The 22,693-nt window shown below is 43.2% G+C and carries 18 protein-coding genes and 1 other annotated feature; of the genes, 16 read left to right on the top strand and 2 right to left on the bottom strand.

From position 1 onward, the window contains the following. Positions 1-235: 235 nt before the first annotated feature. Together DSBG_RS13485 and DSBG_RS13480 are read right to left on the bottom strand one after the other, a co-directional pair. Positions 236-1,333 carry an alanine/ornithine racemase family PLP-dependent enzyme gene (locus DSBG_RS13485; protein WP_068964839.1) on the bottom strand — a complete coding sequence of 366 codons (1,098 nt, stop codon included), beginning with the start codon at positions 1,331-1,333 and terminating at the stop codon, positions 236-238. A 188-nt stretch (positions 1,334-1,521) separates the two neighbouring features. Continuing rightward, positions 1,522-2,058 carry a hypothetical protein gene (locus tag DSBG_RS13480; protein WP_068964838.1) on the bottom strand — a complete coding sequence of 179 codons (537 nt, stop codon included), beginning with the start codon at positions 2,056-2,058 and terminating at the stop codon, positions 1,522-1,524. Positions 2,059-2,285: 227 nt separating this feature from the next. On the opposite strand from DSBG_RS13480, the gene DSBG_RS13475 reads away from it, so the two are divergent. From DSBG_RS13475 to DSBG_RS13400, 16 genes are all read left to right on the top strand, one after another. Next, positions 2,286-3,047 (top strand): MgtC/SapB family protein, encoded by a 762-nt coding sequence (locus tag DSBG_RS13475; protein WP_348980974.1) that lies wholly within the window; start codon positions 2,286-2,288, stop codon positions 3,045-3,047. Between the two features lie 78 nt (positions 3,048-3,125). Continuing rightward, positions 3,126-3,463 (top strand) — a binding site (T-box leader). A gap of 39 nt (positions 3,464-3,502) precedes the next feature. Continuing rightward, complete coding sequence (locus DSBG_RS13470) at positions 3,503-5,008, top strand: 2-isopropylmalate synthase (RefSeq protein WP_068964837.1); 1,506 nt, start codon at positions 3,503-3,505, stop codon at positions 5,006-5,008. Positions 5,009-5,316: 308 nt separating this feature from the next. Next, entirely contained in the window at positions 5,317-6,258 is a 942-nt protein-coding gene (locus DSBG_RS13465) for a LysR family transcriptional regulator (RefSeq protein WP_083236863.1), read from the top strand. Positions 6,259-6,543: 285 nt separating this feature from the next. Next, positions 6,544-7,647: an ABC transporter permease gene (locus tag DSBG_RS13460; protein WP_068964835.1), complete on the top strand. Its 1,104-nt coding sequence runs from the start codon at positions 6,544-6,546 to the stop codon at positions 7,645-7,647. A gap of 2 nt (positions 7,648-7,649) precedes the next feature. Next, complete coding sequence (locus DSBG_RS13455) at positions 7,650-8,585, top strand: ABC transporter permease (protein WP_068964834.1); 936 nt, start codon at positions 7,650-7,652, stop codon at positions 8,583-8,585. A gap of 109 nt (positions 8,586-8,694) precedes the next feature. Continuing rightward, positions 8,695-9,726, top strand: a complete 1,032-nt coding sequence (locus DSBG_RS13450; RefSeq protein WP_068964833.1) for a BMP family lipoprotein — start codon at positions 8,695-8,697, stop codon at positions 9,724-9,726. 13 nt (positions 9,727-9,739) lie between these two features. Next, positions 9,740-11,251 (top strand): ABC transporter ATP-binding protein, encoded by a 1,512-nt coding sequence (locus tag DSBG_RS13445; protein WP_068964832.1) that lies wholly within the window; start codon positions 9,740-9,742, stop codon positions 11,249-11,251. Positions 11,252-11,291: 40 nt separating this feature from the next. Beyond that, complete coding sequence (locus tag DSBG_RS13440; RefSeq protein WP_009620529.1) at positions 11,292-11,828, top strand: helix-turn-helix domain-containing protein; 537 nt, start codon at positions 11,292-11,294, stop codon at positions 11,826-11,828. A 346-nt stretch (positions 11,829-12,174) separates the two neighbouring features. After that, positions 12,175-13,308, top strand: coding sequence for a BMP family ABC transporter substrate-binding protein (locus tag DSBG_RS13435; RefSeq protein WP_068964831.1), 1,134 nt, complete (start codon positions 12,175-12,177; stop codon positions 13,306-13,308). Between the two features lie 137 nt (positions 13,309-13,445). After that, positions 13,446-14,951, top strand: a complete 1,506-nt coding sequence (locus DSBG_RS13430) for an ABC transporter ATP-binding protein (RefSeq protein ID WP_083236862.1) — start codon at positions 13,446-13,448, stop codon at positions 14,949-14,951. After that, entirely contained in the window at positions 14,941-16,014 is a 1,074-nt protein-coding gene (locus DSBG_RS13425; RefSeq protein ID WP_068964829.1) for an ABC transporter permease, read from the top strand. The genes DSBG_RS13430 and DSBG_RS13425 overlap by 11 nt, the downstream gene beginning before the upstream one ends. 4 nt (positions 16,015-16,018) lie before the next feature. Continuing rightward, positions 16,019-16,951 (top strand): ABC transporter permease, encoded by a 933-nt coding sequence (locus DSBG_RS13420; RefSeq protein WP_068964828.1) that lies wholly within the window; start codon positions 16,019-16,021, stop codon positions 16,949-16,951. A 189-nt stretch (positions 16,952-17,140) separates the two neighbouring features. Then, entirely contained in the window at positions 17,141-18,901 is a 1,761-nt protein-coding gene (gene ade / locus DSBG_RS13415; protein WP_068964827.1) for an adenine deaminase, read from the top strand. A 120-nt stretch (positions 18,902-19,021) separates the two neighbouring features. Continuing rightward, the gene (gene ade, locus DSBG_RS13410) at positions 19,022-20,812 is read left to right on the top strand and encodes an adenine deaminase (RefSeq protein WP_068964826.1); all 1,791 of its coding nucleotides are present in this window, start codon (positions 19,022-19,024) and stop codon (positions 20,810-20,812) included. 631 nt (positions 20,813-21,443) lie between these two features. After that, the gene (locus tag DSBG_RS13405; protein ID WP_068964825.1) at positions 21,444-21,815 is read left to right on the top strand and encodes a hypothetical protein; all 372 of its coding nucleotides are present in this window, start codon (positions 21,444-21,446) and stop codon (positions 21,813-21,815) included. Positions 21,816-22,093: 278 nt separating this feature from the next. Continuing rightward, the coding region (locus DSBG_RS13400) for a cell wall-binding repeat-containing protein (RefSeq protein WP_141694316.1) at positions 22,094-22,693 on the top strand (600 nt) is incomplete at its 3' end.

The raw sequence follows: 22,693 nt of genomic DNA, 5'->3' as shown, positions 1-22,693 counted from the left end.
AGTTTGTTCCCCCTCTGGAATAATTTAGGCTCATTATACGGGGGAGGTCACCTGCTTACAACATCCAATTGGATGATTATATAAAGGGTCCAATTTGAGATTGCCAATATTAAGGCCTTTCTTTTTAGCGTAAGCCAGGAGTGTAGTTTAAGATCTGCCTAACAGGATTGGTAGGAGGCATTCTTGAAAAAGGCTGTTTGAAAGACTTCCTCTTATGAGAGGGGTTGAAATAAATTTAGGTTGTATCGCTTGAACCTGAACCTCCCTTGAATAGTTTCCGCACGTACCGTGAGTCACTGACTGAGAGCAATCCGGAATAGGCTAAAGAAAATGCAATGACATCCCCAACTTTAATCTCGTATTCTGAGTCTTCAATATCAAGGATTAGATGGTCACTACTAGCCCCCATTATCGTTAAACGTTTGTCCACAGGCTGAATTCCTTTAATGTTGACATCTTGTTTTCCCATAGATACAATGGCTCTTTTTCGAACTCCAAGATCTATGAATTCCGGGATATTACCAAAGGCATCTCGACCGATCGTCCCTGTTGGCACGGATGGCTTGGATTTAACTTCGATAACTTCAGCCTGCAGCTGGAATGCGTCATGATGAAGCCAAGGGATTTTTCGACTATTGGTCGTATCAGTACCCAATAAGATACCCTCGCCAATCCTCAACTGATTTACTCCAGCAGGAACCTGTTCATTATCAATTAACAATAATGTTGAAGTCCCACCGCCAGAAATTATCTCCAGTTTCAGGTTTAATTCGTTTTCCACAGCATGTCCCAATTCAACCAAGACCCCAAGATTATGGGAACTAGGAAGTATTCCTCCAAAGCACCCCATATTTGTTCCAAGCCCTATGAGTTTAATTTCTTTAAAACTAGTAAACTGCTTGGCCATGTCAAGTACATTTTCCTGCAGCACCCCTTCACGCAGGTCGCCAACATCGACCATTAATATAACTTGGTGAATTTTTTTAAATTGTTTAGCTGCTTGAGCTAATGCTTTAATGACACTTATTTCTGAATTTATACTAGTATCGGTATACTGAACAACCTTCATGACGTTGCTTAGGCGTGGAATTCTCAGCAGAGTAATCGGTTGAGTAAATCCTTTCTCCCTGAGTTCAATAATGTTTTCCATCCGAGAATCAGCTAGGCCGTCAATTCCTCCTGCCACCATAGCCGAGACGATCTGGTGGATCGCGCTAAATCCTTTAGTTACTCCAATGACTTCTATCCCTTTTCGGTGGCATCGTTCGACCACTTGAGAGGTGTTAAATTTTATTTTGGCGAGGTCGATTTCTAGAATTGGACTACCCTGCACTTAGAATAACCTCCTATAATAACGTTGAGACTTGTAGAATGAACGTATACTTAGGCACATTAGTATAAGGGCCCCTTTTTATGTACATCACAATTGATAGGACCCGTTGTTTAGTTGTTATTGGTAACGTGATTTGTGGAATTAATTTATTGTGCAGACGCATGTTTATTATGGATTAACAGTAAAGGTTAAGAGAGACGCTTCCTAATGTAGGTATGGCCAGTGGCTTTAAAGGGGTAAAAGCTAATCGCCTTTTTGGTCTTAGGCAAAAATCTGAGTTTAGAGACAAGATACTGTTCATCATCACCACTCAAAGCCCGCTGCCGACAGTTATGCTTTTTACCGAATAATTCTTCATATATTACTTCTCTATGTGACTGTAAACTGCGTTCGTAGATAAAACAACGCTCACCGAGTGAAAACTGAATATAAAGGTTTTTAGGATCTTGATTATGAATTCCGATGAGCTTCGTGGGTTGAGTTCTATCAATTTTGGACCATCCTGCGTACATATCACGGATTTCGGAAACTGTTTGATTATAGCAGCTAGGACAGATAGAATATTGGCCTAGCTGATTGTCATTAGCTAACGGATTTGGGTTAACAAAAAAGTGCTCCCGATCATAAACCTTAATTCTTATGATATTTAAAGTGGGTTCCAACTGTGATACAATCACTAAATACTCAGGCACTAATTCAACGATGCTAGTGTTTATCTCTTCCAAGCGTTTAACCCCCTTTTATTTCATATCCTTTAATTATTTCCGCAGAAGGGTATCTTTAGCCGGAAAATTTTAGGGACTTAATACATACTTATATATTAAGTCTCTTGCTTAGTACCCCTAAGTGAGTTGGAAAATGTCAAATGAAGGGTTGAAAAGAGTCATTAACTCTAAAGCACAAGGACGAGTGGTTTCACAGGTTATTTTCATTGTTACAAAGATATTGAGTAATGGTTACAGGAAGGAAAAACGAGAACTTTAGCAAAAAAGTAAGACAGAAGATAATCGAAGATAGAGAAAATGCAGAAAATACAGAGAAAGATGTGGGGACAGTGGTAATTACTGATTATGAGATTGCTCTAAGAATATTTCTGGCTTGTGTTTTCGGTGGAATAGTAGGTTTTCAAAGAGAGCGGCATGATAGTCCAGCAGGGTTTAGAACACATATTTTAGTTTCTTTAGGGGCCGCTTTAATCATGATTTTATCAATGTATGGATTCTCGGATTTTTCGACAGTAAACAAAGATCCTGCTCGACTAGCCGCCCAAGTTGTTTCAGGTATCGGTTTTTTAGGAGCCGGCACTATTTTAAGGGATGGAGTCTCGGTTAAAGGACTGACAACAGCCGCTTCACTATGGGTGGTTTCAGCGATAGGTTTAGTCACAGGAGCCGGATTTTATTTTACTGCCTTCCTTGCTACGTTTTTAGTTTTTGTTACATTGGAGCGTTCTGTCGAACATTATTTTTTTAGAAGTAAGCAGATATTAAAGATAGTTACAGTAAATGGAACTTGTAAAGTTAAAGAAATCAACCGTATTATTGAATCACATAAAATAATCGCTCAAAATATTTCTATGTCTTTATTAAATGAAGAGGAAAACAAAACAACTTTTGAATACACTTTAAGAACTCCTTTTAAGCGAATAAATATAGATAAAATCATCGAAGATCTAAATGAAGTTGACGGGGTTTTCTCTGTCGAAAAGGATTAAGTTTAGGAGAACCAAAATTAACCTGATATTTATCCTTGACAATAATAAAAAGTAATGGCAGAATGTTATAAAACAGTTAAAATGACGATGAGAGGGAATAGTACAGTTCAGTACCCGTTTCAGAGAACTGCCGGTTGGTGAAAGGCAGTAATGGGATAGAATTGGAACTCTTCCTCGAGTAGCCGACCGAAATTGTAATTAAAGTAGGCTCGGACGGAGCTTCCGCCGTTAAAAGGAAGGGGATATCGGAACTTCGATGTTCGAAGTTCGATGCACGTAGTTCGAACTAAGCAATTTTTTTCGGGTCGAACCACGAACCACGAACTACGAACCACGATCTACTCCCGTATCTGCAGAGAAGACGGCTATCTGCCGTCAACTTGAGTGGTACCGCGAACTAACCCTTCGTCTCAATTAGAGATGAAGGGTTTATTTATATTTAAGGAGGAATTTATATGCGTAGATTATATGTTTTTGATACTACCCTCAGAGATGGAGAACAATCCTTGGGGATCACACTCAACGTTAAAGAAAAATTAGAAATTGGCCATCAATTAGTGAAGCTCGGCGTTGATGTCATTGAAGCGGGTTTTCCAGCGTCTTCACCAGGGGATATGGAATCGGTTCGAACGATCGCGCAAGAAATGAAAGGAGTTATCATTTGTGGGTTGACAAGAGCGGTAGTAAAGGATATTGATATTTGTGCTGAGGCCTTACGCAATGCTGAATATCCCAGAATTCACACAGGTATAGGCGTTTCACCAATTCACATGGCCAAGAAATTTAAGCTTACACCGGATCAAATCGTGGAACAGGCTATTGCTGCTGTTAAGTATGCGAAGAAATATGTAAGTGATGTAGAGTTTTACGCTGAAGATGCTTTTCGGAGTGACCCAACGTTCTTGGTAAGGGTCATCGAGGAGGTAATCCATGCTGGAGCTACAGTGGTTAATATCCCAGATACTGTTGGCTATGCTAACCCATGGGAATATGGAGAATTAATTAGTTTTGTTATTAATAATGTTAAGCATATTGATAAAGCAATTGTAAGTGTGCATTGCCATAATGATTTGGGAATGGCAACAGCGAATTCCCTAGCGGGTATTAAAGCTGGAGCTAGTCAGATAGAAGGGACAATCAACGGTATCGGAGAACGGGCGGGTAATACTTCCCTGGAAGAGGTGATTATGTCGATTTATACCCGACATGATGGTTACGGGGTGGAGAGTAAAATTAACACCCGTGAGATATCTGCCACAAGCAGACTTGTTTCACGGATAACTGGGGTGACAGTCCCGGATCATAAGGCGATTGTCGGATCCAATGCTTTCATGCATGCTTCAGGCATTCACCAAGATGGGGTTCTAAAAGACAGAGAAACCTATGAAATCATCCAACCAGAAACCATCGGTATTCCTCAAAATACGATTAGTCTTTCGGCAAGATCGGGGAGACATGCTCTTAAATATTGTCTCGAGGAATTAGGGTATCAAATAGAAGGTGCTCAGCTTGAGGATGTTTATCAAAGATTCTTACTGTTGGCAGATCAGAAGAAAGAAGTGTTTGATCAGGACCTTTATGTATTGATGGGAGATTCCGGGGGTACAGCAGATAGTATTCTACTTCGGGATATGTCTATCGCGACAAATGGAGTTGAGATGGCGACAGCTACCGTAACCCTGGAAATAGAAGGGGAAATGATGACAGATGCTGCTTGTGGTAACGGTCCTGTGAACGCTCTTTTCAATACTATTGATAGGATAACAAAGAATGTTGCAACGCTTGAAGATTATACTCTGAAGTCTGTAACTAGAAGCAGTGAGGCTTTGGGAGAGGCCACAGTTAAGTTGCGTTATGAAGATGGCCGTCTGGTGTTAGGCAAGGGGTTCTCTACTGACATAATTGAAGCCAGTGCTAAAGCATATATTAATGCTTTAGAGAAGAGAACTTTTCATAAATAGTAGAAGAAACCCATATAAACCAAACAGGGACTTAGCTTAAAAACCTTGCATTTCTATCCTTATTAGGGAAGAGATGCAAGGTTTTAATAATCGGGTATTTTCGTAAGATGAAAAATAATACTGTTTAAAAGTAATGAGGGTGCATTTGTATAATTTTTCAAAATATAAATTTATAAATTGAAGGAAAAGCGAAATATCCGGCGAAAATAATAGGAACAAGTTAATATACTATTGCATAGATAGATTATAGCGTAAATTAAGAGCGCTATTCAAGAGATATAGGGGGCTACGAAGGGAGATATATCATCATGGAACAACATTTTCTTGTGTTCAAAGATGTTGCAGAAACCAAAAACATTACATTGTCAGCGAAGAAGCTCCACATGAGTCAACCCAGTATTAGTTTGCAGATTCAGAATCTGGAGAATCAGTATGGTGCTCGTTTTTTTGATCGTACTAATAAAGGAGTTACTTTGACTAAAGAAGGTCAGATTTTCTATGCCCATGTTCGAAGCGTCTTAGACCTGCTTACAAATGCTAAAGAGCAGATCAGCGCTCTTGCACTAAATCAGAGAGGACTGATTCAGCTTGGCGCGACTTTAACGATCGGAGAATATATCCTTCCTAATATTTTGGCATTTTTGTATAAGACTCACCCAGACGTGGACTTTAAAGTAAAAATCGCCAATACAGAATCAATTTCTCAAGATGTTTTGGAGAAGAAGATGCATATTGGTCTGATAGAGGGGCCGGTTCCTCAGCATAAGGATCTTAATGTGGAGAGTTTCTGGGAAGATGAGTTGGTAGTTGTGATTCCTTATTTCCATCCCTGGGCGTCAAGGAATAGTATTACCTTAGCCGAACTTCCTCACGAGCGTTTGGTGACTCGTGAAGATGGTTCTGGGACCCGCAGGGTAATGGAGATGGCCCTTAAAGAGAGAGGGCTTGATCCGGATCAATTAAATATATCGATGGAACTGGGAAGTACACAAGCAATCAAACAACTTGTTTCAGCAGGACTTGGAATTACCATTATTTCTTCTTTGACTGTTAGCCGAGTAGGTGACAGAAAGATATTTAAAAGCTTGAAAATTCAAGATGCTCCCATTTATCGGCCTCTAAGTATTCTTACCAATGCTCGAGCCACCCAAACTAAAGATGAGCGCATTTTAATTGACTTACTCCATGATCACAGATTGCTAGCGGATGTTTTGAGTAAAGATTATAATGAATTAGAGAATCTTGAGTAGGGCACGGTGTATTGTGACCCTGGGAATTAAGATAAATGTTTAACAATAGAGAATTTCTTTTGCGGAAATTTACTCACACTAAGAAATCATTGCAATATTTTAATATAGGTAATATAATGTAGGCAAGTCCAAGTATTGAGCAATGAAGCTTTCTGGAGATTTTAATCTCTAGAAAGCTTTTTTTATACTTGTCAGAAAAGTATAACTCTTCGTTCCATACTTTCTGGAAGGTCCCTTCTCGAAATACAAATTATAATTTTCACTAAAGGATGGAGTTGTATATAGTTGAGTTCACGATTTAGAGGGGTCTTAATACAAATCATAGTGTTGCTTGCCGCTTTGGTAGGGGCACTCCTAATCGGCGCAGTATTTCTCATTCTTGCAAAGTCGGACCCGTTAAAAGCTTACGAAGTGATGTTTACAGGGCCGATCAGTGACAAATTCGGGATCACAGAGACCCTTGTACGGACAGTCCCTTTGCTTTTGGTGGGGTTAGGGATTGTTATTTCTTTTCGTAGTGGGATTATCAACATTGGTGCTGAAGGCCAGATTCTGGCCGGAGCGATCGGAGCGGCGGCATTAGCTGTATCCTTGCCAGATATGCCAGCGGTACTCTTGCTCCCCTTGGTATTTCTGGTGGGTGGATTAAGTGGCGCCGTATGGGGAGGGATTGCTGGTTGGTTAAAGGCGCGCTTAGCCGTCAATGAAATTCTTAGTACAGTGATGCTAAATCAGATTGCCTTACAATTATATCTGTTTCTTATACGTGGACCGTTAATCGACCCAAAAGAGGTATCTTATGGTACGGGTGTGCCACAAACAGCTTCAATCCCTCAACAGATCTGGCTCAGTCGGCTTATCCCAGGGACCAGGCTGCATTCAGGTCTGATTTTCGCACTTTTCTTGGCGGTATTGGTTTATGTCTTTTTGTGGCGCACCAGTATCGGATATCGTATGCGGGCAGTTGGTGCTGGACCTGAGGCCGCTCGCTACGCTGGTATTAAAGTGGAATGGTACTTGATTTTAGCTATGGCTCTCGCTGGAGGAATGGCTGGACTGGCAGGTGCAGTTGAGGTGACAGGGGTTCATCACCGCGCCATTGAAGGTATATCTGCAGGTTACGGGTTTAGCGGTATTGTTGCTGCCCTTTTTGGTCGCTTGCATCCATTGGGTACTATTCCAGCTGCAGTGCTGTTCGGCGCCCTGCTTTTAGGAGCTGATATGATGCAAAGGGCTGTAAATATTCCAGCAGCCATGATTATGGTGATCCAAGGACTAGTCGTCTTGTTCGTGGTATCAAGTGATTATTTTTTAAAGAATCCAAGCTTCCTAACCCATTTAAAGGCAAAGATATTTGGACAAAAAGTTAACGGGGAAGGTGGCAAGTAATAATGGAAGGTGTCATGAATTCCGCTATTATCATCAGTATACTAGCTACTGGAATCCGTTTAGCTACACCATATCTTTTGGCAGCTTTGGGGGAGATGTTCACCCAACGCTCAGGGGTCTACAACCTAGGGGTGGAAGGAATCATGATGATGGGTGCCTTTGCAGGATTCTTTGCTACTCTGCATTTGGGAAGCCCTTTACTAGGCATCATTGCTAGCCTAATCATAGGAGCGTTAATGGGTTTGTTGATGGCGCTGGTCAGCGTAACCTTTAAGGCTGAACAGGGAATTAGTGGCATAGGACTTTACATGTTTGGTTGGGGTCTGTCTGGTTTATTATACCGCCTGTACGTGGGAGGAATCACGTCGATCAACGGCTTGAGGGAGGTTAAGATTCCTCTTCTAAGCAATATTCCATTTCTGGGTCCGATATTTTTCAACCAAAACATACTAGTTTATACAGCTTTAGCGTTGGTGCCGTTGTCGGGTTTTATACTTTATAAGACGAGTTGGGGCCTTAATGTGCGGGCTGTGGGCAACAAACCTGAGGCAGCTGATACCTTGGGAGTGAATGTAGTACGTATCAGATACGAGTGTTTGATTGTCGGCAGTATGCTAGCGGGTCTAGCTGGGGCCTTCTTAACCATTGGTCAGGCCAATATGTATGCAGATAATATCACGGCTGGCAGGGGGTTTATTGCCATTGCTTTAGTTTATTTTGGTCGCTGGAGTCCTTGGGGGATTCTCTTAGGTTCTCTCTTGTTCAGTATGGCTGATTCTTTTCAGAGCATGGTGCAAGTGTTAGGAATTAACTTTCCCTACGAACTAGCCGTTATTTTACCTTACGTGGTAACCATAGTTGCCTTGGCAATCTCCTTTGGGCGGGTTTGGGCCCCAGCGGCACTGGGTAAACCCTTTCAGCGCGGAACCAGAGGTTAATATAGCGATGTTCGATGCGCGAAGTTCGATGCACGATACTGGATCTTCGAACGACGAACTACGAAAACAATGGTTTAGTTTTTAGAGAGAAATTGAAGGAGGAGAAAAAATGAAAAAGGTACTATCTTTAATGTTGGCCGTCTTGACTCTGTTGGCCTTCACAGCTGGCTGTGGTACCAACACCACCGACGCCAGTAAGACTGCTGAGACAGCCCCGCAGGCAAAAGCGGAAAAAGTTCGCATCGCTCTTGTACTCCCAGCTACGGTTGATGATCTAGCCTGGTGTCAGTCCATGGTAGAAGGTTTGAAAGCAGTTCAAAAAACCATGGGTAAAGACAAGGTGGAGGTTGTAACTAGCGAAAAGCTGGGTAGTGCAGTGGATGCGGGAGCAGCTATACGTCAATATGCAACCCAAGGGTATGATATTATCATTGCCCACGGTTCCCAGTATCAAAGCGTATTAATGGATATCGCCAAGGACTTCCCTAAGACAACCTTTGCCTATGGCAGTGGCTTTGAGACTGCACCGAATATTTTTGCCTACGACCCACAAGCCCAAGATGGTGGTTATCTGTTAGGTATGCTGGCAGCCATGACAACTAAATCAGGCATTGTCGGAATTGTTGGCCCTGTAGAATCAGGAGATGCAGTTAAGTTCAATTCTGGTGTCCAACAGGGCGTTGCTAAAGGAAAAGCCGATGTCAAAACACGTATTGCCTATACGGGCTCTTTTAATGATATTGTAGGAGCGGGCAATCTGGCCAAAACTCAAATGAGTGCAGGTGCTGACATCCTTACTGGTTCCTCGCAGCAGGCCGTAGGAGCAATGCGAGCCGTTGCAGAGAACAAGGGCAAATACTGGCTTTCCACGGATATGGATCAAAGCAGTGTCGCTCCTGATACTGTTTTAGCAGCCCAAGCATATAACTGGGAAAAGATCGTAACCAAAATTATTGACTTGAGAAAACAAGGAATTCTAGGTGGACAACACCTTACCTTGACTTTTGCCGACGGAACGATTGAGTTAAAATACAATGAAAAACTGGCTGACAAGATTCCCGTGGAAGCAAAAGCCGCTGTAGAACAAGCGAAACAAGACATTATTAGCGGCAAATTAAAGGTGGAATTACCTAAGAAATAATGGGTGAGTATACATGGTTGAAAAGATCCAACACCTAGAAATGCATGGAATCACTAAACGTTTTCCTGGTGTTCTAAGCAATAATAATGTGAATATCCACTTAGATGCAGGTGAGGTACTTGCTATTCTGGGTGAAAATGGAGCAGGCAAAACAACTCTGATGAATATCCTTTACGGTCTTTACCAACCTGATGCAGGTAATATCTCGCTTAACGGCAAGACGGTAAAGATAAACTCTCCCAGTGAGGCCATTCAACTTGGGATCGGGATGGTACACCAGCATTTTATGCTGGTTCCCACCCTTACTGTATGTGAAAATGTCATCTTAGGGCTATCTAAGACATTCTTAGTGGACTTAAAAACCGCAAAAAAACAAGTTCAAGAAATAACGGACAAGTATGGTTTAGCGATTAATCTCGATGCCTATGTTTGGCAGTTGAGTGTAGGTGAACAACAGCGCGTCGAAATTGTCAAAGCGCTTTATCGGGGTGCTAACCTGCTGATTCTTGATGAACCTACAGCGGTCCTCACTCCCCAGGAATCGAATGAGTTAATTTTGTTGCTCAAAAACATGTCTAATCAGGGAAACTCAATCATCTTGATTAGCCATAAATTAAATGAAGTTATGGCAATTAGTGATAGAGTGACCGTACTTAGGGACGGTCAGGTTTGTGCAGACGTCAACACCTTGGAAACTTCCCAGGAAGCTCTGGCACGACTGATGGTCGGAAGGGACATGGCTCCCTGTCGAAGGGATAGCGAGTTTTCTCCAGGCAAAGCTATTTTAGAACTTCAAGATGTTTTCGCCAAAGGAGATATGGGGACAGATGCTTTGGCCGGAGTTTCACTTACTATCCGCGAAGGGGAGATCTTGGGAATTGCCGGAGTTTCAGGCAATGGGCAAAAAGAACTTGCCGAGGTAATCGGCGGGCTAAGAAAAGTAAGTAAAGGAAAAATAGTTTTAAATGGCAAAGAAAGCACAAAAATGGCGCCAGCTAGAATTATTGAACAGGGTCTGGGTTATATCCCGGAGGACCGGCTTCACGTGGGGACCATTCCTTCCTTTAGTATCTGGGAGAACCTAATTTTAAAGGATCATCACCAACCCCCGTTTGCCAAGCGTTCTCTCCTGCAAAACCGAGTGATTATGTCCCACAGTTCGTCTTTGGTAGAGAAATATGGCATTAAAACTCCTAGCTTAGAAACTCCTACAGGCAGGTTGTCGGGTGGCAATATCCAGCGGGTAATTTTGGCTAGGGAAATAACCCGAAATCCTGTGGCCTTAGTGGCAGCTTATCCGACACGCGGAGTGGACATCGGGGCAACAGAATACTTGCATAGTAAGCTCTTGGAAGCTCGCAGAAACGGCATTGGAGTGTTGTTGATCTCCGAGGACCTAGAGGAATTGACAAGTATTTGCGATCGTATAGCAGTGCTTTACGAAGGGAAAATTATGAAGGTTATGCCAGTAGAGGAAACAGACGAACGGGTAATGGGTCTTTTGATGGCCGGTATTGTTGAGTAATCTTGCTTACGGTGCGAACTTGTGGAAAGAGTGGTAAGTGATGCTGGGTGAAAAAATCCGCACTAAAAGAATGGAGAAGCAACTGACCCTAAAGGATTTGGCAGAAAGGACCGGGGTGACGCAAGGTTTTTTGAGCCAAGTAGAGCGGGACCTTACGGATCCCTCAATCACTTCTTTAAGAAGAATTGCCCATGCCCTCGACGTGCCCATATTTTACTTTTTGATGGATGAAGCCAAATCAAGCCCAGTTGTGAGGAAAAATGAGCGTCAGGTTTTGAAATTTCCAGACTCACATCTTACCTTTGAATTGTTGTCTCCCGATTTAAATAGAAGTTTGGAGATGATGATGGCGCGATTGGAACCAGGTGCCGTTACTTGTGACGAACCCCTGACTCATCCCGGAGAAGAGAACATCTTGGTTGTACAGGGACAGATGAAAATCCAAATTGGGGAGGACATTCATACTTTAGCAGAAGGAGACAGTATCTATTATTTCTCGAGTATTCCCCATAAGATTTGGAGCATTGGTCCAGAAGATCTGATCTTTATTTCGGCTATAACCCCTCCGGCATTTTAAGAGTCTATTTCATAGAATTTTTTCTCGGATATAGACCAGGGACACCAGCAGTAGAAGATTTCTTTTTTATTATGAGAAACTTGACAGAAAACGTTTTTCTAAGGTACCATCTGAGTAAATCGGCTTGTCTATTATCCCGAGAAAAACTACTACAATAGTTTTGCGGGTTTCTGGATCGGGCAATTTGTACTAACAATCTGCCTGAAAGTGGGAATCATCGGGAAGCGACGACGGTATCCAGGATAAGCGTTAATGAATTAGACTGTCCAGTCAGAAAGAAGGGATGAAAGAACGGTATATTTATGTGAGAAAATCCCAAACTAATAAATACAATGGAGGAGAGATTATGAAAAAAATCAACAAAATCGGTGTACTTACGCTGGTCCTTGCTATGATTCTATCGGTGTTGCTCAGCGGGTGCTCCCAAGCAAGCAAGCCATCGACTAATGAGCAAGCAAGCAAGCCAGCTACAGAAGAAAAAATCAAAGTTGCGTTTGTTTATGTTGGACCTGTGGGCGACTTTGGTTATACTTACGCCCAGGACCAGGGCAGAAAATATCTCGAATCTCAAATGAAGAACGTTGAAACAACCTATGTTGAAAACGTTCCCGAGACGGCAGACGCTGAACGTGTTTTCACAGATCTGGCTCAAAAGGGCAACAAGATCATTATTGGTACCAGCTATGGTTACATGGATTACATGGTTAATGTATCTAAGAAGTTCCCCGATGTTGTCTTTGAACATTGCAGCGGTTACAAAGCTACTGCCAATTTAGGCACATATTTCAACCGAGACTATCAAGCCCGGTATCTAACCGGTATGGTAGCAGGAAAATACACAAAGAGCAATGTTCTCGGATTTCTTGCTCCGTTCGGTACACCTGAAGTTATCCGTAATATCGATGCCTTTACCCTGGGTGCTCAGTCGATCAACCCTAAGGTTCAAGTTAAGGTTGTTTGGACAAATTCCTGGAACGATCCAGCAACGGAAAAAACTGCTGCCAACAGTCTGATTGACGCAGGCGCCGATGTGCTAGCGATGCATGTCGACTCGCCGACGTTTGCTCAGACAGCTCAAGATAGAGGCGTTCTGGCAGTTGGTCACGATTCCGATATGTCAAAATTTGCACCCAATTCTATCCTTGTTGGTGATGTATCCAACTGGGGTCCGTATTTCGTGCAAGTAGTTAAGGAAGTTATGGCCAAAACATGGAAATCAACACAATACTTTGGCGGGATTAAAGATGGCGGAATCATTGATATAACGCCTTTCAGTGACAAAGTTGATAAAGACTTCCAGGCCACAGTTACTGCAAAAAAACAGGATATTATGGATGGAAAATTCGATCCCTTCTCAGGACCGATCTATGATCAAAGCGGCACACTGAAAGTCAAAGAGGGAGATAAAGCTCCAGACAATGTTCTTCTTTCCATTAATTGGTTTGTTAAAGGCGTATCGGGATCAATTCCCAAATCTTAACCGATCGAACAAGGTCAGGGGACACACCTACAGGTATGTCCCCATTGAAATGAAGAATGGTGTTAGCAGCAAACCGGCGGGACTCTCGCCGGTTTGCGGTAATGTTTGAAAGGGTGAGATCAATGGGAGATACCCCCATGATAGAAATGCGCAAAATCATCAAAGAATTTCCGGGCATCCTGGCCAATGATCAGGTTTCGTTTAACGTTAACTCTGGCGAAATCCATGCTCTGCTCGGTGAGAACGGGGCGGGGAAAAGCACGTTGATGAGCGTGCTCACAGGCCTCTATCGTCCCGATGGGGGTGACATCTACATTGAGGGCAAGAAAACTGAATTTTCGTCGCCAAAAGATGCTGTCAACTACGGTATTGGGATGGTGCACCAGCATTTTAAGCTTGTTCAGCCATTTACGGTGGCAGAAAATGTCATGCTTAGTATTAAGGATCTAAAACAGATTTATAACCTCAAAGAAATTGAGCAGCAGATTATCAAGCAATCAGAAGCCTTCGGACTTTCCATCGATCCCAAAGCGAAAATTTGGCAACTCTCGGTCGGAGAGCAACAGCGAGTGGAAATCATTAAATTACTCCTGTTGGGTGCCAGAGTTTTGATACTTGATGAACCGACTGCTGTACTGACCCCTCAGGAAGCCAATGCGCTCTACGAAACACTTCTGAAGATGGTTAAAAACGGAAAATCAGTAATTCTTATTTCTCATAAAATGAATGAGGTTTTAGAGAACACAGATCGCATAACCGTTTTACGAGACGGAAAATCCATAGGTACCGTTTATACCAAAAATACGAATGAAAAAGAGCTTGCCAAAATGATGGTGGGCAGAAATATTAGTGACGTGGTGGAAAAGAAATCCCATCGCAAAAATGATAAAATTCTGTCTTTAAATAATGTATCGGCTTTGGGCAACAATGGTTTGCTGAAATTGAAAAATATCTCGATCGATATATATGACGGCGAAATACTTGGCGTCGCGGGGGTTGATGGCAACGGCCAGAAGGAGCTTGCCGACACTGTGGCAGGCCTGCGTATGGTTAAACAAGGAAGCATTTCCTTCAGCGGAAAAGACTGCACAAAATCCGGTCGAAAAAAACGGATTGATCTGGGTATTAGCTATGTACCAGAGGATCGCATGACCACCGGGCTTGTGACGGACCTTAACGCTTATGAAAATATGGCCCTTAAAAGTTATCGCAAGAATCATGGCGCCTTTATTCGTTGGGATAAAGTTAGAAGTGACACTGATCGTTTAATACAAAAATTTGATGTCAGGTTAGCGAGTACGGCTAACCCAGTTAAAATGATGTCGGGCGGAAACATTCAGAAACTTCTGCTGGCACGTGAAATCGACTCCGATCCAAAACTGATTATTGCAGTGTATCCGATGCGTGGTCTTGATATCGGGGCGACCGATTATGTCAGACGACTACTCATAGAGCAGAGTGAAAAGGGTAAGGCAGTGCTCCTTATTTCAGAGGATCTGGAAGACCTTCTTTCCATGACGGATCGCATCATCGTGATGCACGGGGGTGAAATCATGGGCGTTGTTAACCCTAGTGAAACGTCGCGTGAAGAAATCGGCCTGATGATGGCCGGTAAAAGAAAGGTAGATCTTCATGAATCTTAAATTGTTGGGAAATTGGGAGATTAAAAAAACAAATTCAAGCTCTGCTCTGAAGAAGTTTGGAATCTCTGTGACCTCTATAGTGCTGGGGCTAATCTTTGCTGGCCTATTTGTGCTGTTCACCGGAAAGGACCCGTTAAAGCTTTACAGTGAGATTCTACAATCTTCCGTTGGCTCAGCCTATGGCCTTAGTGAAACGCTTGTAGAAATGATTCCTCTTGCGCTTTGTTCCCTAGGGGTTTCGCTGGCTTTTCGCATGCAATTATGGAACATCGGGGCAGAAGGCCAATTTTATATGGGAGCTTTCGGCGCTACTTATTTCGCTCTGTTTTTTTCGAACCTGCCAATACTCGTAATGCTCCCACTCATGTTGGTTGCCAGCTTTATTTGTGGCGGACTTTGGGCCTTGATTCCGGCCATTCCGAAGGCTTACTGGAATGTTAATGAAACTATTAGCTCGCTCTTACTGAACTATGTGGCTTATTTTTGGATTGCCTATCTTGTTTATGGTCCTTGGAAAGATCCTAAGGGAAACAATTTTCCTCTCACGAAACAATTTCCGGATAGTGCGACCATACCAGTTTTCGGCAACACTCGAATCAGTTATGCCATCTTTCTTATGCTAATCATTGCTATAGTGATGTTCTTCCTTATCAAATATTCTAAGTGGGGATATGAGATCCGCGTTAGCGGCTCCAGCCGCAAGGCGGCCGATTATGCCGGCATGAGTTATGTTAAAAATGTCTTGAAGGTGATGTTTTTAAGTGGGGCCATATCGGGAATTGCCGGTATGGCTGAGGTTTCAGGCGTGCTTCACCGATTGCAGCAGACGATTTCTCCAGGCTATGGCTATACCGCCATACTTATTGCCTTGCTTGCTCGGCTGAATCCCTTAAGTATCTTGCTGGCATCATTTCTAATGGGCGGGCTGCTGGTCGGTGGCTTCAGCCTGCAGACCTCCGGCTTTCCGTCGAGCATGGTGTCCATGTTTCAGGGCTCGATTCTGTTTTTCGTGCTGGCCGGCGAAATCTTTAACAATTACCGTTTGGTAAGAAAGAAGGCATGACGGTATGGATTTAAACTATATAATCGCCATCCTTGCAGCTGGTGTCGTTGCAGGCACCCCGATTTTATATGCTTCGCTTGGTGAAGTTATTGCTGAGCGTTCGGGAATCTTGAATCTAGGTGTTGAAGGCATGATGCTCGTAGGAGCTGTTAGCGCCTTTTACGTGGGTACCTATTCAGACAACAAATGGCTGGGCCTGTTGGTGGCCTTGATAGCGGGCGGACTTATGGCACTAATTCATGCGGTCATTACCATCGTTTTCCGAGCGAGTCAAGTGGCGAGCGGCCTGGCACTGACTATTTTCGGTACGGGCCTGTCAGCTTACCTGGGACGTGGCTTGGTGGGAATTCCGCCCACCTCGACCTTTAAAGCAGTTGCCGTCCCGCTATTCTCTCAAATTCCTGTAATTGGTGATATATTTTTCAAACAGGATATTATGGTTTACCTCAGCGTAATTTTAGTTGTCATACTGTGGTTCGTTTTTTATAAAACAAAAATAGGGCTTCTTCTCAGGGCAGCCGGCGAAAATCCATCGGCGGTAGACGCTCTGGGACATAACATCTTTTTCGTCCGGTATGTTGCTGTTATTGTCGGAGGTATGCTCGCTGGCGCGGGTGGTGCCTATCTATCGCTAGCCTATTCTCCCTCCTGGATTGAAAACATGTCGGCTGGCCGAGGTTGGATTGCGGTAGCACTAGTTATCTTCGCCGTCTGGGATCCGGCTCGTGCTCTACTGGGCGCGTGGTTGTTTGGTATTATTGCTTCACTGGGCTTACATCTTCAAGCCTTAGGTGTCATGATCCCATCTAATTTTTTACAGATGCTGCCTTATGTCTTTACATTTGTTGTCTTGGTCTTCACTACACGGGAGACAAAAAACAGGCGTTCGGGAACACCTGCTGCACTTGGAATTCCATATTCACGTGAGGAACGTTAAAGTCTCTATATAACGAGTTCTCAGCTCTACAAAGTCCAGTGTGATGTCATTGGCTGAATTGAGCTGGGACAAGCAACTTTGGATGACAAAAAGTGAGCCAACCAGATTTCATTGTGTTGGCTCCTTCATTTTTGTACCTGCTAGCATGCATGGATCTACCTTTCATGCTTGAAAAAAGGAGTGTAGGCAGTGCGAACCTACGAAGAAATCAAAACCGTGCTTGAAGCCGGGTTAAGTATCATCGAATGTGACCTGAAGTTGGAGAATGTAAACCTAGTAAATGTCTACTCAGCACAAATCTATCAGACTAATATCTACATTAAAGGGAAACGGATTGTTTCCATTGATCCATTGGCTGAATTAAAGGCTACAAAGATCTTAGATTGTGGCGGGATGTATGCTGTGCCGGGTTTTATCGATGGGCATATGCACTTTGAAACTACTTTGCTCTCACCAGAGGCCTTAGCGGATGTGCTTGTGCCGCACGGCACGACGACAATTATGGCAGATCTCATGGAGATTGCCAACGTAGCAGGAATTAATGGTGTAAAAGCACTGGTCAATTCCATCGCGGAGCTCCCATACAGGACCTTTATCCAGGTGTCTTCCCGAGTACCAACTGCACCTGGCTTGGAGACTACAGGTGGAATTCTTGGTCTTGCTGAAGTGGAAGAAATGTTAAAGTGGACAGAAAGTATCAGTTTGGGTGAGTTAGATCCCTCTAAGGTTCTTGTGATTAAAGAAGAATATCTTAAAAAAATTGCTGCCGCCCTGCAACGACGCAAGATAGTTAATGGTCATGCTATTGGCCGTGTTGGACAAGAGCTCAACGTTTATGCCAGCGCAGGGATGTCTGATGACCACGAGTGTGTTACCTATGAACAGCTTCTAGAGAGAGTGCAATTAGGATTGACGGCGATGCTCAGAGAAGGCAGCACAGAACGTAATGTCGAGGAGCTGATTACAGGGGTTCTTAAACATGGTCTGAGTCATGAACATTTGATTTTCTGCACGGATGACAAGCATGCTAGCGATATTCAGAATGAAGGCCATATTAACTATAATGTGAATAAAGCGATTTCGCTGGGAATGCCGCCAATGCAGGCCATCCAAATGGCAACCTTGAACTGCGCAAGACACTTCCGTTTGGAAGACGAGATAGGGAGTATTACCCCCGGCAGGTTGGCCGATATCTTACTCGTTAAAGATTTATCGAACATCGCTCCAGCCAAAGTCATCTATGAGGGGCAGATTGTTGCGGAAAACGGTCATCTCGTGGTGGAAAGTAAACATAGAAACTATCCTGATTGGATCAAAGAGACGATTATACTTAAGACGCCTGTCAGTGCTCAGGCATTTGTTGTACCAACTCAAAGTCAAAGGTCGACAACGAGAGTAAATGTGATCCGGATTTATGATGACCAAATTATTAACGAGTGGGATGTCAAAGAACTTACTATTACAAACGGACAAATCCTGAGTAACTTGGAAAAAGATATTCTAAAACTAGCTATTGTTGAGCGTTATGGTAAGACCGGAGGGGTGGGGATTGGTTTTGTTAAGGGATTCCGCCTGAAAGAAGGAGCCTTAGCGACATCCATGTCTCACGACCATCACAATATCGTCTGCGTCGGAACGAATGATGCCGATATGGCTTGTGCAGCTAATGCGATTCACCGGCTGCAAGGTGGTATGGTTGTCGTTAAAGCAGGTCAGGTCATAGGTGAAATGGAACTGCCGATCGGAGGTTTAATGAGTGAGAAACCGGCTGAGATTGTACTTACAGAGCTTGAAGACGTCAATACAGCCGCTCGACAGTTGGGATGCCATTTGCCTTCCCCGTTTATGTCTCTTTGCTTTATTTCTTTACCTACAGTTCCCAAGTTGGGATTGACAGACTTGGGGTTAATTGATGTGTTGAATCATAAGTTGATTAATGTTGAAATTTAACGCGGGCATAATGGTTCTCTGTTTACTGACTGTCAGCTTCGGCTAATTCCTCAAGGACAAATTTCTAGTAACTGGGGGATATGCTGGGAGTATAAATGTGTGATGGATTGAGGGATTTACATGAACAATCGATATAAGCTATGGGAAGTTGGCAGACAGCTTACAGCTACAGCGCAGGGGAAATTGAAGGCCGATTTGGTCATTAAAAACGGTAAGCTTGTCAATGTTTTTACTGGTGAAATTCAACCCAACATAGATGTCGCCGTAAAATTGGGTCGTATTGCGCTTGTAGGGGATGCTGAAGTGGCTATTGGTGAGGAAACAGTTATTATTGACGCCCAAGGAATGTATCTGGTACCCGGTTTTATTGACGGTCACCTGCATGTAGAAAGCAGCCTGATGACTGTGGGCGAGTATGCCAAAGCTACTATTCCCCATGGAACGTCTGCAATCTTTATGGACCCACATGAGATTGTCAATGTCGCCGGTCTTGACGGCATGGTAGCCATGCTGAAAGACGGAGCTGCAACGCCGTTGCGTGTTTTTACAACCATACCGTCCTGCGTGCCGGCGTCGCCGGGCCTTGAAAACACAGGCAGTACTATAACGCCGCAGGATATCCAAACCACGCTGAACTGGGAAGGTGTCGCGGGTCTGGGTGAGATGATGAATTACAGCGGCATTTTGTCCGGTGACCCGCAAACCTGCGCAAAGGTGGAGAAAACACTTGAGGCGGGCAAGACGGTAACAGGCCATTTCCCACTGACGGATACAGGCGCTGCCTTAAACGCTTATATTGCGGCAGGAATTAACTGTTGTCATGAATCAACCAGCGCGCGTGAAGCTCTCGCTAAAATGCGGCTTGGAATGTATGCGATGATTAGGGAAGGTTCTGCTTGGGATGACCTGCCCGAAGTGATCAAAGCGATTACGGAGCAGCAAATCGATACTAGGCTTGCTTTGCTTGTTTCCGATGATCTCCATGGTGACACCCTTATAAAGCGCGGGCACATGGATTATATCATTCGCCTCGCAATTTCCAAGGGTGTGCGGCCAGTGACAGCAATTCAAATGGCAACCCTCAACACCGCTTGCTGCTTCGACATGGAACGTGATATAGGGTCCATTTCCCCGGGCCGTTTTGCGGACATTAACATTTTGAGTGACTTAACTCAGGTGAGGGTTGAAAAAGTGATCATCAACGGGGAGCTTGTGGCCGAAAAAGGAAGTCTAACAGTGCCTGTCGGAGGCTATGTATACCCAGAGGAGCTCAGGGCTTCTGTGAAAATAACTCGCAAGTTTTTGCCAAGCGACTTTATTGTGCAAGCGCCTCTGGGCACGGAGACTGCAAGTGTCAGGGTGGTTGGCGTTCATGACTCCAATGTGTTGACTACCGAAATGGTGGAAGACCTGCCGGTTAGAAACGGAGAAGTTGAGCTTGCAACAGAAAAAGATATCTGTAAAGTTGCGGTCATAAACAGGCACAAGGCAGAAGGCGGAATGACCCTTGGTTTTGTACATGGCTTTGGTCTAAAAAAGGGTGCAGTCGCCTCAACCTATGCCCACGATGCTCATAACTTGGTTGTGCTAGGGACGAGTGACGCCGAAATGGCCTTTGCGGCGAATACATTAGTTGAGTGTTCGGGTGGTATGACAGCCGTAGAAGGTGAAAAGATTCTGGCACTGCTAAAAATGCCGATTGCCGGGCTGATGAGCGATTTAGCGGCAGCGGAGGTTGCCGAGGCACTCAGTGAGCTTTCCGAGGCGTGGGCAGCTCTTGGCTCGCCGCTTGCTTCGCCCTTTATGACTATGTCGCTGCTGTCGCTGGTTGTGATTCCTGCAATCAGAATAACAGACAAAGGTCTTGTTAATGTTTATGACAACAGCTTTACACCGCTTTTTACAGAATAAAAACGCTAATATCTTCAGTAATAGCCTACAAAATTTTGTTATAAGCATGCTGCAAGGGGGAGGGGATATGGATCAAAAAATTATGGAGTTTCTCGCGAAAATATATCAAACACAAACTGAAATGCGAATTGAATTGAGATCTTAGAACCGATCAAGAAACAATAGCTCAAAATGTTGCTAAAATAATAAATGTTGTTGAACATGATGTTGACCGAAAAATTGGAGCAAACTTATGATAAGTGACTGGGGCTGTGCTAAAACTTGTTACTATATTTTTCACATCCCTACTTTTGCTTCTATATCATCAAAACACAAGCGTCCTCACTCCACTTTAATAGTGAAATGAGGACGCTTATTGATTGTTATAACCACTTGAAATTTTGGAGACTGAGTTTTCACACATCCCCTTTTTGTTTTTGCTTAGGCTATGCTTTCATTTCAACCCCATGCACGCGCGTTATTCTTGATGAATATTTCTCTGAATATTTTTGAAAAAAAGATACCAAGGGAAATATATAGAGTAACAGATTAATATATTAAGGATGCAGTTCATATGCTTATATAATTGTTTTTCTGCTCCAGGGGGATAACGTCGACAACTCGTAATTTTACTGTTAAAGGAGTGTTCATTATGAACTTAACGGTAATAAGCGTTTATGACTTAAGAGTCATGCCCGATAAGGAGTCTCCTGGTATCATCGAAAGTCATATAGAGGAGGAATTCTTCTTTGTAGACTACTTTTTAAGCTATGTTGAAAGCCTTAAAAACTTTGCTACTCAAGATTTACTTGAAAGTTATGAAGCTGATGTAATAGGTATTAGGGTTATGTACATCAGCACGGATGATAAAATAAAACTGAGTGGTAAAATAGTGCAAGAAAAAATGATTCCGTTGATTCATCAATTAGTTCTTTCAGGGGCTGCCACTATTTTAAAAGAAAAACGGTTTTCCACGTTTAACCCTCGGAAGTATGGCTACTATGGGAATTTCACGACAATGTAAAGCATTATAACGAAGTAAAAACTTCACGGACAATAGAATAAAACAGTGATTCGATGGAATCAGAGTGTCGTTGCTTGCCAAGATAAGAGATTTGCAGGGATAGTTTCAGCTGCTTATGCAGGAATTTAAGAAAATCTGTGGAATGTTGCAGGATAGATGACATGAAGATGGGGACAAGTCTTTGAATAATAAGTGGATCCAACAAATAATGTGATATGTTTCACAACAATATTCCTAGGCCCGTGGAACAAATCGTATAGAAAAAAGAGGGGGAAACTATGCTACAGAAGAAAAAGACTATGGTGGTATTACTTACTCTTATTATCTCAGTGTTTTTCACCATGCCAACTTATGCAAGCACACTACCGTCCATAACGCGCTTGGCTGGGGCAGACAGATACGCTACAGCTCAAGCTATTGCCCAGCATGGGTGGACGCAAGCTGATTATGCGATCTTAGCTTATGGTGGGAATTTTCCAGATGCTTTATCAGCGGTAGTTCTAGCCAAAAAATATAATGCTCCAATCTTATTGACCAGTGGAAGTAGTATGCAGGATATTACAAAGCAGACGTTAATTGCTTTACAAGTTAAGAGTGTATTTATTATAGGTGGAACAGTAGTCATCCCAACATCAATTGAGACGGAATTGCGAGCTATGGGAATTGCGCCAACTCGTATTGCAGGTCAAGATAGGTATGAGACCTCGGTTAACATAGCTAAACAAACAACTCCTCCGACAGAATTAATTGTCGCGACAGGAGAGGATTATCCTGATGCCTTGTCAATTGCTCCAATTGCAGCTATAAAGCAAATTCCAATCGTCCTAGTGCCGAAAAGTTATTTGCCTGATTCTGTTAAGACTTATCTCTCGACGATT

Source organism: Desulfosporosinus cupriresistens, from assembly GCF_001707885.1.
In the GTDB taxonomy this organism is placed as follows: Bacteria; Bacillota; Desulfitobacteriia; order Desulfitobacteriales; family Desulfitobacteriaceae; genus Desulfosporosinus.
This window is presented reverse-complemented; position numbering and strand designations above follow the sequence as displayed.